Here is a 13,411-nt window from a genome sequence, read left to right as displayed (position 1 = left end):
TCCGCGGCTAGGCGGAGCGGCGCGCGACGGCGGTGTAGCGCCCCTCGCGCTCGGTAACGTCCAGCGGGGTGCCGAAGGTCGCCCCGAGGTTGTCCTCGGTGAGCGTGGTGCCGATCGGTCCCGCGGCGACCACGGCGCCGTCGCGCAGCAGCAGGGCATGGGTGAAGCCCGGCGGGACCTCCTCCAGGTGGTGGGTGACCAGCACGATCGCGGGGGCGTCGTCGTCGGCGGCCAGCTCGGACAGGCGCTGGACCAGGTCCTCGCGGCCGGCCAGGTCCAGCCCGGCGCCGGGCTCGTCCAGCAGCAGCAATTCCGGATCGGTCATCAGCGAGCGGGCGATCTGCACGCGCTTGCGCTCCCCCTCGCTCAGCGAGGCGAACGGACGGTTGATCATGGTGGACATGCCCCACTCGTGGAGCAGGCCGAAGGCCCGGCGCTGGTCCATCCGCTCGTACTGCTCGCGCCAGCGGCCGGTGGTCCCGTAGGAGGCGGTGACGACGACGTCGAGCACCGTCTCATGCTCCGGGATGTGGGTGGCCAGGGCCGCGGAGGACAGGCCGATCCGCGGACGCAGCTCAAACACGTCCACGGCGCCCATGACTTCCCCGAGGATTCCGGCGCTGCCGGAGGTGGGATGCATCCGGGACGCGGCGATCTGGAGCAGGGTGGTCTTGCCCGCGCCGTTGGGGCCGAGCACCACCCAGCGCTCCCCCTCGTTGACCTGCCAGTCGATGTCCTTCAGGAGCCGTTTGCGCCCGCGTACCACGTTGACGCCGGCGAAATCCAGCACTTCATTCATAGGGAGAACACTAGGTCAGCGTCGCCTCCAACCGCGAACCGGGACGCCGCGAGGGGCCTGTGCGTCGCGCGGCGGGACCCGCGCCCCGGGCGCCGATTGGCGCGGTGGCGCCCCGAACGGGGAGAATCGCAGGCATGCAGACCTCCGCCTACGTCGTCCACTACCGCCCTGTCGCCGACCCCGCCGCGCCCGAGGGGTTGGATGATGCGATCGCCGCCGCCGGCTTCACGGTCCTCGGCACCGAGGAATTCAGCCGCCCCGGCCGCATCGGCGCCCGCCTCGCCGTCGCCGGGGACGATTTCGCGGCCCTGCGCGCGGCGGTCTACGACGCCGTGGAAGGCATCGAGGGCGGCTCGGGCGCCGGCGCCGCCGTCGTGCCCGCGGCCCTGGCCGCCGCCCCGAAGCTGCTGCTGGTCATGGATGTCGACTCGACGCTCATCCGCCAGGAGGTCATCGAACTGCTGGCCGCCCACGCGGGCAAGGAAGAAGAGGTCGCCGCCGTCACCGAGGCCGCGATGCGTGGGGAACTGGACTTCGCCCAGTCGCTGCACGCCCGCGTGGCCACCCTGGCCGGCCTGGACGCCGGAGTCATCGAGCAGGTGCGCGCCGCCGTCGAACTCTCCGAAGGTGCCCGCGAACTGGTCGCCGCCTTCCACGCGGCCGGCCACCACGTCGGCGTCGTGTCCGGCGGCTTCCGGCAGGTGCTTGACCCGCTCGCCGCGGACCTGGGGCTGGACTTCGCCCGCGCCAACGACCTGGGCATCGAGGACGGGGTCCTGACCGGACGGGTCAACGGGGCCGTCGTGGACCGCGCGGCCAAGGAGGACTCCCTGCGCGAGTGGGCCGCCGGGCTCGGCATCCCGCTGGAGCACACCATCGCCGCCGGCGACGGCGCCAACGACCTGGACATGGTCCGCGCCGCCGGCCTGGGCGTGGCGTTCAACGCGAAGCCGGCGCTTCGCGTTGAGGCCGATGCCGCGATCGACATGCCGCGGCTGGACATCATCGGCGACATGCTGGGCCTGTAGCGTCACGATCGCGCAACATCCGGCCGAACACCCAGCCTGGTCCCCGTTTCCCGTCAGGATCCGGGGCTAGGCTTTCCACGCGCACCCGGCTTTGCGGGCGCGCATTGCTTTGCGGGCGCACGTTGCCTTCAAGCGCAACCGGTCACCCGTGCAGGAACAAGCCAATGCGGGCACAAGGGGAATGGAACGAACTGTGGTCGAAAAGCCCGAGACGGTTGAAGCCGGGGATCCGCGCAGGCGGCTGGCCAAGGGGTGGCTCATCGCCGGCGCGGCGGTCGTGGCCGCAGCCGGCGCGTACGCCGGAGGGGCCGGCCTGCTGTCCGGCTCGGTCGCGGACGGCACCACAGTGCACGGCGCCGAAATCGGCGGCCTGGGCGCGGACGAGGCCCGCACGCGCCTGGCCGAGGACCTGGACCCCGTGGCCGCGGCCAAGTTCAAGGTCGAGGCCGCGGGAACCGCGCGCAAGGTCGATCCGGCCGAGGCGGGCCTGGGCCTTGACGTCCAGGCCACCGTGGAGGAGCTCACCGGCTACACGCTGGACCCGGCCACGCTGTGGACCCGGCTCACCGGAGGCGGGGAGACCGCACCGGTACTGACGGTGGACCGCACGAAGCTGGACGCCGTCGTGGCGTCGCTGGTGCCGAAGCTGGAGAAGGACCCCACGGAGGGGTCCCTGAAGTTCCGCGGCACGGATCCGGTGGTCACCGCGCCGGTGCCCGGCGTGGACATCGATCCGGCGACGGCGGCCAACACGATTGCGGACCGGTGGTTCGGCGCCACCGAGCCGGTGGCGCTGCCGGTCGGCGAAACGGCCCCCGAGGTGCCGGCGTCGGCGTTCGAGGACGCCGCCGTCACGCAGGCGGAGCCCCTGGTCGCCGACGGCATCACGGTGACCGCCGGGGACCTGTCCGCGGAACTGACCCCCGCCGTCCTGGCCGCGCACGCCACCTTCGAGGTGGCCGACGGCAAGGTCTCCCTGGTCCTGGACAACGACGGCCTCGCCCAGGCCCTGCTGAAGGCCAACCCCCGGATGGGGTCCACCGCGAGGGACGCGCGGATCGTGCTCAGCGGCGGCAGGCCAACCGTCGTGCCCTCCAAAAACGGCACCGGCGCCGACACCACCGACCTGGCGGCCAAGGTGCGGGAGGCCTCCACCGACGACAAGCGCACGGTCACCCTCGAGCGCGCCGACACGGAACCGGACCTCACCACTGAGGAAGCCAAGGCCCTGGGGGTGAACGACGTCGTCGTCGAGTTCTCCACCCCGTACCCCACCTACGACTCGGTCCGCACCAAGAACCTGTACGCCGGCACCCGGAAGCTCAACGGCACGGTCGTGATGCCCGGCGAAACCTTCTCGCTGCAGCGGGCCCTGGGGCCGATCACCACGGCGAACGGCTTCTACGACTCCGGCGTGGTGGTGGACGGGTTCTCCTCCAGCGCCGTGGGCGGCGGACTGTCGCAGATCTCCACGCAGATGTTCAACATCGGCTTCCTGGCCGGCATGGACGACATCGAGCACCAGCCGCACAGCCGCTGGTTCGACCGCTACCCTGCCGGCCGCGAGGCCACGCTGTGGGAGGGGCAGATCGACATGAAGTGGAAGAACAACACCGACTACGCCGTGATGATCCAGGCCTGGGTGGGCGACGGTCGCGTGCACTCGCGGCTGTGGGGAACCAAGGTGTGGAACGTGAAGACCACCACGTCGGAGCACTACAACCTGACCAACCCCACCACGGTCTACAACACGGCCGATGACTGCGTCGCCGAGTCCGGCGGCCAGAAGGGGTTCACCGTCACGGTCACCCGCTCGCGCAGTTCCGCCGCGAAGACGCTGCCGGCGGAGACGCTGCGCTGGACCTACCGCCCGTGGAACGAAGTGGTCTGCGGGCCCGACCCCAAGAACGGCTGAGCAAACACCTCACTCAAACGCCTCGGGGGCAGCCAGTGGCTGCCCCCGAGGCGTTTGTGCTTGCCTGCCGCGTGGTCAGGCGGAGAGGAAGTGTCCGGCTCCGCCGACGTATTCGGTGTGGCCGGTGGGGACCTCGGCCGAGGCCATGCGCGCGACCTCGGCACCGAACTCCTCGACGGAGTACAGCTTGCCGGCGGCTTCGCGGCGGGCCTCGATGGCGCCCGGCTGCGCGCGGTCCAGCAGCGTCGCGGTCACGGTGCCCTCGATCATGTCGCCGGAGACGACCACCAGGGAAATGCCCTTGGCCTCGAGCGCCGGGATGCGCTCGCGCAGCGCGAGTTCGCCGGCGCGCTTGGAGCGGGCCACCGGCTCGTAGGCGTCCATGGTGGCCACGGTGTCGATGAAGTGGGCCTGGTGGCTGGTCACGAAGACCACGCGGGAACCGGCCGGCATGACCGCGGCGGCCGCCTCGAGCATGTTGACCTGCGCGTCGCGGTTCAGGCGCAGCGCGTAGTCCTCGCCCAGGCCCGATTCCATGCCGCCGGAGGCGTTGAGCACCAGCAGGTCCAGGCCGCCGAAGTTCTCCACCGCGGCGTCGACCAGCGCCTGCGCCCCTTCGGTGGAGGTCAGGTCGGCCCCCACGGCCACGGCGCGGCCGCCGGCGGCCTCGATGCCCGCGACCACCTTGTTGGCGCGCGGTGCCTTCTGGCGGTAGTTGATGACGACGCCGGCGCCCTGGGCGGCGAGGATCTTGGCGACCTCGGCGCCGATGCCGCGGGAGGACCCGGTGACGATCGCGGATTTGCCGGTGAGCTCGGACATGGAGGCTCCTTGTGGGGGTCGAAGGGGTGGTGGGCCGACTGGCCGCAAGGCGGGCGCCCGAAACCATCTTGCCAGTCCCGGACGCCCGCCAGTTTGTAGGAATCCTCCAAGTTACAGGAATCCTCCAAGCTTGGCGGGCGAGGGGCCCGCGCCGAACGGGGAGCCCGGTAGGCGGTTAGTGGCCCATCCCGAGGCCGCCGTCCACGGGGATCACTGCGCCGGAGATGTAGCCGGCCTCCGGGCTGGCGATCCAGCGGACCACGTTGGCGACTTCCTCCGGCGCGGCGAACCGGCCGGCCGGGATGGACGCGAGGTAGCCCTTGCGGGTGTCCTCGGGCAGCGCCGCGGTCATGTCGGTGTCGATGAAGCCCGGGGCCACGACGTTGGCGGTGATCCCGCGGGAGCCGAGCTCGCGGGTCAGCGAGCGGGCCATGCCGACCAGCCCGGACTTGGAGGCCGCGTAGTTGACCTGGCCCGGGGATCCGTACAGGCCCACCACGGAGGAGATCAGCACCACGCGGCCCTTGCGCAGCTTGATCATGCCCTTGGCCGCGCGCTTGACCACGCGGAACGCTCCGGTGAGGTTGGTATCGATGACCGAGGTGAAGTCGTCCTCGTTCATGCGCAGCAGCAGCATGTCCTTGGTCACGCCCGCGTTGGCGACCACGACCTCCACCGGCCCGTGCTCGGCTTCGACGGCGGTGAACGCGGCATCGATGGACGCCGCGTCGGTCACGTCGGCCTTGACCCCGAACAGGCCCTCCGGCACCTCGCCGCTGCGGTAGGTGATGGCGACCTTGTCGCCGTTGGCCTCGAAGGCGCGGGCGATGGCCAGCCCGATGCCTCGGTTGCCGCCGGTGACCAGGACGCTGCGGGCCGGGGACGGGGTTTCGGTCATGCTTCCTCCAGGGATTGGGGTGTGGGGTCCGCAGACATCCTAGCGCGCGGGGCAGGCCCTCCCGTGTCGACTTCGTCGCCACGCAGGGAACCCGGCTGCCCCGCGCTTGCGGGGGACGGCACGGGTTCGTCCGCACCGCCGTCTGGTGAGAGAATGGAACGACCGAATCATGGAAGTGACATGACGCAACCCGCACACTCCGACCGCCACCGCGGAACGCACGGCCAGCCCGTGCACAGCATCACCGACGCCGACGAGGCGCGCTCGGCCGAACAGCATTCGCGCATCGTCAAGTACACCGTGTCCATGTCCGTGCGCCTTGCCTGCTTCATCGCGGCGTTCTTCACCTCGGGATGGGTGCAGTGGACTCTGCTGGCGGGAGCGGTGGTGCTGCCCTACTTCGCGGTGATCATCGCCAACGGCGGGGCCGACCGAAGCAAGAAGGTCCACAGCGACGCGCTGCTGGACGCCCCGCCGCGCTGGGCCCTCGGGCCCGCCCCCGCGGGCGCTTCGGGTTCGGGATCCGCGGATTCAGGCACGGCGGATTCGGGCGACTGGGATTCGGGTGTCTGGTCCGGCGGAGGCGACGCCTCCGCTTCGACGGCGGAGCCCGACGCCGGCGCCTCCACGGACGGGAGCGGCACCGCTGGCAACGGGACCACCCCGGTCCTGCTGGAGGGCGAACTGGTGGAAGACACGCAGCCGGACGACGGCCAGGCGGATCCCCCCGGCTCTTCCGGCACCACCGGCCCATCAAGCACTGCGCAGGGCCGCCCGTGAGCCTATTCGACCAGCTGGCCGGAGCCGCCGGCCCCGAGGCTCCCACCTGCTCCCGCAAGGGCTGCCGGGCCCCCGCCGAGTGGCAACTGCTCTGGAACAACCCGCGGCTGCACACCCCCGAACGGCGCAAGGCGTGGCTTGCCTGCGCCGCCCACCGCGACTGGCTTCAGGACTACCTGGTCCAGCGCGGGCTGTGGAAGGAAACGCTTCCGCTGGAACCGACCGCCGGCACCGCCGCCGCGAACCCCAAGGAGTCCTGACCCGTGTACCGCTTCCTCGCCAGCACCCGGTGGCTCGGCTGGTTCCTCCTGGCCTGCGTGTTTGCGGCTGCCTGCTACGGGCTCGGGAACTGGCAGATGAGCCGGCTGGATTCGGCGCGCGTAGAGAACCAGCGCGTGGCCGCCAACTACGATGCGGCCCCGCTGGCCTTCGAGGACGCCCGGGCCCTGTTCGGCGCGCTGCCCGAGGACAGGAAGTGGGTTCAGGTGGCCATGCACGGGGAGTACCTCGCCGAGGACACCGTGGTGGTGCGCAACCGTCCGCTCGGCGGGGCCCCGGGCTACGAGGTGCTGGTGCCGTTCCGCACCAGCACCGGCGAGACGGTGGTGGTCAATCGCGGCTGGCTGCCGATCGGCAACGATTCGGCCGGCCACCCGGACACCGTTCCGGCCCCGCCCTCCGGGACGGTCGACGTCGTCGTCCGCCTCAAGCCCTCCGAACCGAACCTCGACCGCAGCGCCCCCGAGGGCCAGCTGGCCACCATCAACCTGGAGTCGTACGCCGGGAAGCTGTCCTACCCGATCGCGACCGGAGCCTACGGCATCATGGCCACCGAGGACCCCGCCGTGGCGGTCGTCCCCGCCGCCTTGGAGAAGCCGGAGCTTGACGAGGGCAACCACCTCTCCTACGCCTTCCAGTGGTTCGCCTTCGGCGTGCTGGCCTTCGTTGGCCTCGGCTACGCCGCGCGCCTGCAGGCACGCATCAACCGCGAGGACCGCGAGGCCGCCGCGGAGGCGGCCGCCGCCGGCACCACCGTCCTGCATTCGGCGTACCGGGCCCCCCGGCGGACGGCGCGCAAGGGCGGCAGGCCGACGGACGAGGACGCCGAGGACGCCTACCTGGACGCGCTCGAGTCGGCCGACCGGGCCGCCCGGTCCACGCCCCCACGGAACTGATCCCACTGGACGGATCCCATTGAACCGGCGCCGGGGACACGGCGCCGCCGTTCCGGCCCGGCGTGAGTGACGTCCCGTGCTAGCGTGTGACCATAGGTGTCAAAGTCGACGCGCGCCGACTGCTGCGCGCACGGAACAAACCGCGCACGCGCTGAACGGGGCCCCATGAACGCACGCACCATCCGCTCCGCCGCGGACCGCGTCATGTGGCTGGTTCCCGTGGCCGCCCTCGCCGGCGGGGTGCTGGGCCCGCTGACCTACCTCCTCTTCGACGCCGAAGGCGCTCCGCTGGAGGTGGTCGCCGGCGTCGCCGGGTTCGGGGCGGTGCTCGGCTTCACCGTCGGCATCTTCTCCGGGGTCCTGGCGGCGGCGCCCGCGTGGCTGCTGCTGCGGGCCCGGCTCCCCGTGGCCTGGGCCGCGCTGGCGGCCGGCGCGGGGGCGGCCTCTCCCCCGGCCCTGCTGTCCTCCCTATGCGGGACCACGGGCCAGGCGCCCCGCCTGCAAGACGTGCTGGTCCTTGCGGTCGCCATACTGGGCGCGGCCGGCTTCGTTGCCTGGTCGCAGAGCGTTGCCCGGACACAGAACAGGCCGGCCGGACCCCGCGCAGGGGGCCCGGCCGGCCTGGACCGCGAAACCGCCGCCGGCCGCTAGGCCAGCGTGACCAGTTCCAGGTAGTCGTCGTTGAACAGGTCCTCGTCGCCGTCCGGCAGCAGCACCACGCGCTCGGGGTTCAGCGCCGACACGGCACCCTCGTCGTGGCTGACCATCACCACGGCCCCCGGGTAGTTGCTCAGGGCGTTGAGGATCTCCGCGCGGCTGGCCGGGTCCAGGTTGTTGGTGGGCTCGTCAAGCAGCAGCACGTTGGCGCTGGAGGCCACGATCGTGGCCAGCGCCAGGCGGGTCTTCTCGCCGCCGGAGAGGACACCCGCGGGCTTGTTCACGTCGTCCCCGCTGAACATGAAGGAGCCGAGGATCCCGCGCACGTCCGCGTCACCGAGGTGCGCGGGAGCGGCCGAGCGCATGTTCTCCAGCACCGACCGGTCGTGGTCCAGCGTCTCGTGCTCCTGGGCGTAGTAGCCGACCTTGAGGCCGTGGCCCGGAATGATCCGGCCGGTGTCCGACTCGGCCACCCCGGCCAGCATCCGCAGCAGGGTGGTCTTGCCGGCGCCGTTCAGGCCCAGGATGACCACCTTGGAGCCGCGGTCGATGGCCAGGTTGACGTCCGTGAAGATCTCCAGGGATCCGTAGGTCTTGCTGAGCCGTTCGGCCATCAGCGGCGTCTTGCCGCAGGGCGCCGGCTCCGGGAAGCGCAGGGCAGCCACGCGGTCGGACTGGCGGGCCTCCTCCAGCCCGCCCATCAGCCGATCCACGCGCTTGAGCATCGACTGCGCGGCCGAGGCCCCGGAGGCGCGGGCCTTCATCTTGTTGGCCTGGGCCAGCAGCGCGCCGGCCTTCTTCTCCGTGTTGGCACGCTCGCGCTTGCGGGCGCGTTCGTCGGTTTCGCGCTGCTGCAGGTACCGCTTCCAGCCCAGGTTGTAGAGGTCCATGGTGGCGCGGTTGGCGTCCAGGTGGATGACCTTGTTGACCGTCGCCTCCAGCAGGGCGGTGTCGTGGGAGATCACCAGCAGCCCGCCCTGGTGGTTCTTCAGGAACTCGCGCAGCCAGGTGATGGAGTCGGCGTCGAGGTGGTTGGTCGGCTCGTCCAGCAGCAGGGTCTCGGCGTCGGAGTACAGGATGCGGGCCAGCTCAACGCGGCGGCGCTGGCCGCCGGAGAGGGTCTCCAGCGACTGGTCCAGCAGGCGGTCCGGCAGGGCCAGGTTGTTGCAGATGGCCGCGGCCTCGGACTCGGCCGCGTAGCCGCCGCCGGCGATGAACTCCGCCTCGATGCGGTCGTACTTGCGCATCGCCTTGGTGCGGACGGCCTCGTCCTCGCTGGCCATGTCCTCCTGGGCCTTGCGCAGCCGGCCAACGATGACGTCGAGGCCGCGGGCGGAGAGGATGCGGTCGCGGGCGAGCTGCCCCATGTCCGGGGTACGCGGATCCTGCGGCAGGTAGCCGAGGGTGCCCGTGCGGTTCACGGTGCCGCCGGCCGGCAGCCCCTCCCCCGCCAGGACGCGGGTCATCGTGGTCTTGCCGGCGCCGTTCCGGCCAACGAGCCCGATCTTGTCCCCCTTGTCGATGCGGAAGGACACGTTCTCCATGAGGAGACGGGCCCCGGCGCGGAGTTCAAGGTCGGAAACGGAAATCACGTAAGGGGCCTCTTTCGGGCAAGGGGATACGGGCCGTGGGCGCGATGCGCGGAACCCAACCTTTCCAGTTTACCGGTTTTGGCGCCGCCGTGGGGCCCGGAGTAGGCACCGTCACTGCCGCCGGCCCCGCCTCCGCGTCCGCCGCCGGAACCCGGTCGCGCTGGCCGCCCCCGTCGGCGTCTCCACCGTCGCCTTCGCCCGCCAGACCGGAGACGACTTGGCGGCGCGCGGCATCCTGGACCGGGACCCGCAGGCCCCCTGACCCAGGCCCCCTGACGTGGGTCCACCGGCGGCGTCCAAGGAAGACGATCCACAGGCCAGCGGCTATGGTTGCGGCATGAGCTTCAACGACGACGCCCGGCTGAATCCTTCGCGGGTCCGCGACACCCGGGGCAGCAGGCGCGGAACGAAAATCGCCGTCGGAGGCGGGAGCATCCTGCTGCTGATCGTCGCCAGCCTCCTGGGGATCAACCCCGGCCTGCTGGAGGGACTCGGCATCGGCACCACGGACACCGCCCCGTCCGGTCGGGCCACCGACACCCCGGCCATCAGCGAATGCGCCACGGGCGCGGACGCCAACGAACGCGCCGACTGCCGCATCCTGGCGACCGCGCAAAGTCTGGACGCCTTCTGGGTCCCCTACCTCGAGGGCTACGGACAGACCGTGCAGCTGCCCGGCATCGAGATCTTCTCAGACGCGGTGGACACCGCCTGCGGGACCGCCTCCAGCCAGGTGGGCCCCTTCTACTGCCCCAGCGACACGACCGCCTACTTCGACACCGGCTTCTTCACTGAATTGCGGGACAACTACGGGGCCGAGGGCGGTCCGCTGGCCGAGGAGTACGTCGTGGCCCACGAGTACGGGCACCACATCCAGAACACCATCGGAACCCTCAAGTACTCCCGGCAGGGCGGCACCGGCCCCACGTCCGGCTCGGTGCGGGTGGAACTGCAGGCAGACTGCTTCGCCGGCCTGTGGGCCGCCCACGCCGCGCGGACCGCGGATTCCTCCGGACAGATCTTCCTGGAGCCGTTCACCGAGGCTGACCTGCGCTCGGCCCTGTCCGCAGCCGCCGCGGTGGGAGATGACCGCATCCAGGAGGCCGCCACCGGCCGGGTCAGCCCCGAGGGATGGACGCACGGGTCGGCGGCGCAGCGGCAGGCCTGGTTCCTGGAGGGCTACCGCAACGGGGACATCAACCGGTGCAACACCCTCGCCGCGGAAGACCTGGACAACCCGTAGGCCGCCCGCGGCCGGGCCAACAAGCAACGACGGAGGCTCCCCACCGAATGGCGGGGAGCCTCCGTCGTCGTGTGCGAACGTCAGATGTTGAAACCGAGCGCGCGCATCTGGTCGCGGCCGTCGTCGGTGATCCGCTCCGGACCCCACGGGGGCATCCAGACCCAGTTGAGGCGGTGCGAGTCGACGATGCTCTCGAGGGCGCTGGCCACCTGGTCCTCGAGGATGTCCGTCAGCGGGCAGGCCGCCGTGGTCAGGGTCATGTCGATCAGCAGCGCGCCGTCCTCGGCGTACTTGAGCCCGTACAGCAGGCCCAGGTCCACGATGTTCACGCCCAGCTCGGGATCGATCACGTCCCTCAGCGCCTCCTCGACGTCCTCGAGGGAGGCCTGCGCGGCTCCGGCCGCCGGCTTTTCCACGGTCATGGCTAGGCCTGGACCTTCAGGTAGCGGTCGTAGCCCTCGTCCTCGAGGCGGTCGGCGAGCTCCGGGCCGCCCTGTTCGGCGATCTTGCCGTCCACGAACACGTGCACGAACTGCGGCTTGATGTAGCGCAGGATGCGGGTGTAGTGGGTGATGAGGAGGGTGCCCATGCAGTTCTTCTCCTGGGCGCGGTTGACGCCCTCGGAGACGACCTTCAGGGCGTCGACGTCGAGGCCGGAGTCGGTCTCGTCGAGGATGGCGAACTTCGGCTTGAAGAGTTCCAGCTGCAGGATCTCGACGCGCTTCTTCTCGCCGCCGGAGAAGCCCTCGTTGACGTTGCGGTTGGCGAACGCCGGGTCGATCTTCAGGTCGGCCATGGCCGTCTTGACGTCCTTGGTCCAGTGGCGCAGGCTCGGGGCTTCGCCGTCGATGGCGGTCTTCGCGGTGCGCAGGAAGTTGGTCATCGTGACGCCCGGGACCTCGACCGGGTACTGCATCGCCAGGAACAGGCCGGCGCGGGCGCGCTCGTCCACGGACATCTCCAGCACGTCGTCGCCGTCCAGCGTGATCGAGCCGGAGGTGACGGTGTAGCGCGGGTGGCCGGCGATGGTGGAGGCCAGGGTGGACTTGCCGGAGCCGTTGGGGCCCATGATCGCGTGGGTCTCGCCGGTGTTGATGGTCAGCGAAACGCCCTTGAGGATTTCCTTGGTCCCCTGCTCGGTCTCGATGCTGACGTGCAGGTCCTTGATTTCCAGAGTAGACATCGTGTCGGTTCTCTCCTGTGTGCCGGTCCGGGCCGGCATGGTGGTCTGGTGGGGGAAGGCCAGCGGAACTAGCTGTCCGTGGCGGCGAGCTCGGCCTCGACCGTCTCGTTGAGCCGTTCCTCAAGCTCGGGAATGCCGATCTGCTGGATGACCTCGTTGAGGAAGCCACGCACAACAAGGCGGCGGGCCGCCTTCTCCGGGATGCCGCGGGCCATCAGGTAGAAGAGCTGGTTGTCGTCGAAGCGACCCGTGGTGCTCGCGTGGCCGGCGCCGTCGATCAGGCCGGTCTCGATCTCCAGGTTCGGGACCGAATCGGCGCGGGTGCCGTCGGTGAGGACCAGGTTGCGGTTGGCCTCGTAGGAGTCGGTGCCGACGGCCTCCTTGCGGATCAGCACGTCGCCGACCCACACGGTGTGCGCGTCCTGGCCCTGCAGGGCGCCCTTGTAGAGGACGTTGGACTTGCAGTGCGGCTGCGCGTGGTCCACGAAGAGGCGGTGCTCCAGGTGCTGGCCGGCGTCGGCGAAGTAGAGCCCGTACAGCTCGGCCTCCCCGCCCGGGGCGGCGAAGCGCGCGGAGGGGGTGACGCGGACCAGGTCCCCGCCGAAGGAGACGGCGATGTGCTTCAGGTGCGCGTCCTGGCCGATCTTCGCCTGCTGCGAGCTGGCGTGGATGGCGTCGGCGGCCCAGCCCTGGAGGGTGACGAAGGTCAGCGCGGCGCCGTCGCGGACGTCGATCTCGACGTTTTCGGAGACGACGGCGGAGCCGACGTGGTCCAGCACGACGACGGCGCGCGAGTTCGGCTCGGCGACGACGACCAGGTGCTGGGCGGAGGCCTCGAGCCCGGTGCCGGTCACGGTGACGGTGACGGTGACGTCCTCGGCGTTGGCCGGGACGGTCACGACCGTCGCGCCGGCGGCGGAGTTCCAGCCGTTGGCGGAGACGCGGTCCTCCGGGATGCCGGCGGAGCCGACGCGGGCGTCGTCCATGCCGACGGTCTCCACGGTCACGCCCGCGGTGGCCTGCACGTCCACGGTGGGGGCGGCACCGGTCAGGGCGTCCTTGTGGAGGCCGCCGAGGCGCTTGAGCGGGGTGAAGCGCCAGTCCTCCTCGCGGCCGGTCAGCTGGGCGAAGTCCTCGACCTTGTAGCTGGTGGGACGGCCGGCGCGGGAGGAGTCCGGGATCCGCACGGTCGGGCGGCCCGCCTTGCCGGCGGGGTCGTTCAGCGGGGAGAGGTTTTCGCCCTCCTCGGTGAAGCCGGCGATGGACGGGGCGCCGATGCGCGCCTTCTCGCCCGGAATTGCGGTTGCGGTTTCAGTCAT

14 protein-coding genes are annotated in these 13,411 nt (G+C 71.1%); 7 read left to right on the top strand and 7 right to left on the bottom strand.

Annotated elements, in window-relative coordinates:
• Positions 1-7: 7 nt before the first annotated feature.
• Positions 8-799: an ABC transporter ATP-binding protein gene (locus tag ABD912_RS14275; protein WP_345151716.1), complete on the bottom strand. Its 792-nt coding sequence runs from the start codon at positions 797-799 to the stop codon at positions 8-10.
• 134 nt (positions 800-933) lie between these two features.
• Here ABD912_RS14275 and serB point away from each other — a divergent pair, with 134 nt between their 5' ends.
• Positions 934-1,827, top strand: a complete 894-nt coding sequence (gene serB, locus ABD912_RS14270) for a phosphoserine phosphatase SerB (protein WP_345151714.1) — start codon at positions 934-936, stop codon at positions 1,825-1,827.
• Between the two features lie 193 nt (positions 1,828-2,020).
• Positions 2,021-3,742, top strand: coding sequence for a VanW family protein (locus ABD912_RS14265; protein WP_345151713.1), 1,722 nt, complete (start codon positions 2,021-2,023; stop codon positions 3,740-3,742).
• 75 nt (positions 3,743-3,817) lie between these two features.
• On the opposite strand, the gene ABD912_RS14260 is transcribed toward ABD912_RS14265, so the two are convergent.
• Positions 3,818-4,564: an SDR family oxidoreductase gene (locus ABD912_RS14260; protein WP_345151712.1), complete on the bottom strand. Its 747-nt coding sequence runs from the start codon at positions 4,562-4,564 to the stop codon at positions 3,818-3,820.
• Positions 4,565-4,739: 175 nt separating this feature from the next.
• The gene (gene fabG / locus ABD912_RS14255; RefSeq protein WP_345151710.1) at positions 4,740-5,462 is read right to left on the bottom strand and encodes a beta-ketoacyl-ACP reductase; all 723 of its coding nucleotides are present in this window, start codon (positions 5,460-5,462) and stop codon (positions 4,740-4,742) included.
• Between the two features lie 180 nt (positions 5,463-5,642).
• Here fabG and ABD912_RS14250 point away from each other — a divergent pair, with 180 nt between their 5' ends.
• From ABD912_RS14250 to ABD912_RS14235, 4 genes are all read left to right on the top strand, one after another.
• Positions 5,643-6,242, top strand: a complete 600-nt coding sequence (locus ABD912_RS14250) for a DUF3099 domain-containing protein (RefSeq protein WP_345151709.1) — start codon at positions 5,643-5,645, stop codon at positions 6,240-6,242.
• Positions 6,239-6,502, top strand: coding sequence for a hypothetical protein (locus ABD912_RS14245; protein ID WP_345151707.1), 264 nt, complete (start codon positions 6,239-6,241; stop codon positions 6,500-6,502). The genes ABD912_RS14250 and ABD912_RS14245 overlap by 4 nt, the downstream gene beginning before the upstream one ends.
• 3 nt (positions 6,503-6,505) lie before the next feature.
• Positions 6,506-7,417 (top strand): SURF1 family cytochrome oxidase biogenesis protein, encoded by a 912-nt coding sequence (locus tag ABD912_RS14240; protein ID WP_345151705.1) that lies wholly within the window; start codon positions 6,506-6,508, stop codon positions 7,415-7,417.
• 165 nt (positions 7,418-7,582) lie between these two features.
• Positions 7,583-8,068, top strand: coding sequence for a hypothetical protein (locus ABD912_RS14235; RefSeq protein WP_345151703.1), 486 nt, complete (start codon positions 7,583-7,585; stop codon positions 8,066-8,068).
• On the opposite strand, the gene ABD912_RS14230 is transcribed toward ABD912_RS14235, so the two are convergent.
• A complete protein-coding gene (locus ABD912_RS14230) occupies positions 8,065-9,666 on the bottom strand; it encodes an ABC-F family ATP-binding cassette domain-containing protein (protein ID WP_345151702.1) in 1,602 nt (533 codons plus the stop codon). The two genes, ABD912_RS14235 and ABD912_RS14230, sit on opposite strands and share 4 nt — an antisense overlap.
• Positions 9,667-10,003: 337 nt before the next feature.
• Here ABD912_RS14230 and ypfJ point away from each other — a divergent pair, with 337 nt between their 5' ends.
• Entirely contained in the window at positions 10,004-10,909 is a 906-nt protein-coding gene (gene ypfJ / locus ABD912_RS14225) for a KPN_02809 family neutral zinc metallopeptidase (RefSeq protein WP_345151701.1), read from the top strand.
• 80 nt (positions 10,910-10,989) lie between these two features.
• Here the strand turns inward: ypfJ and ABD912_RS14220 are convergent, their stop codons facing one another.
• The 3 genes from ABD912_RS14220 to sufD all read right to left on the bottom strand — a co-directional run bounded on the left by ABD912_RS14220 (position 10,990) and on the right by sufD (position 13,411).
• Positions 10,990-11,331, bottom strand: coding sequence for a metal-sulfur cluster assembly factor (locus ABD912_RS14220; protein ID WP_345151700.1), 342 nt, complete (start codon positions 11,329-11,331; stop codon positions 10,990-10,992).
• A 2-nt stretch (positions 11,332-11,333) separates the two neighbouring features.
• A complete protein-coding gene (gene sufC / locus ABD912_RS14215; protein WP_345151698.1) occupies positions 11,334-12,092 on the bottom strand; it encodes a Fe-S cluster assembly ATPase SufC in 759 nt (252 codons plus the stop codon).
• A gap of 68 nt (positions 12,093-12,160) precedes the next feature.
• A complete protein-coding gene (sufD, locus tag ABD912_RS14210; protein ID WP_345151696.1) occupies positions 12,161-13,411 on the bottom strand; it encodes a Fe-S cluster assembly protein SufD in 1,251 nt (416 codons plus the stop codon).

The organism is Arthrobacter ginkgonis, from assembly GCF_039540195.1.
Classification (GTDB): domain Bacteria; phylum Actinomycetota; class Actinomycetes; order Actinomycetales; family Micrococcaceae; genus Zafaria; species Zafaria ginkgonis.
Note: the sequence above shows the minus strand (reverse complement) of the source record. Positions and strands in the feature narration are given on the sequence as shown.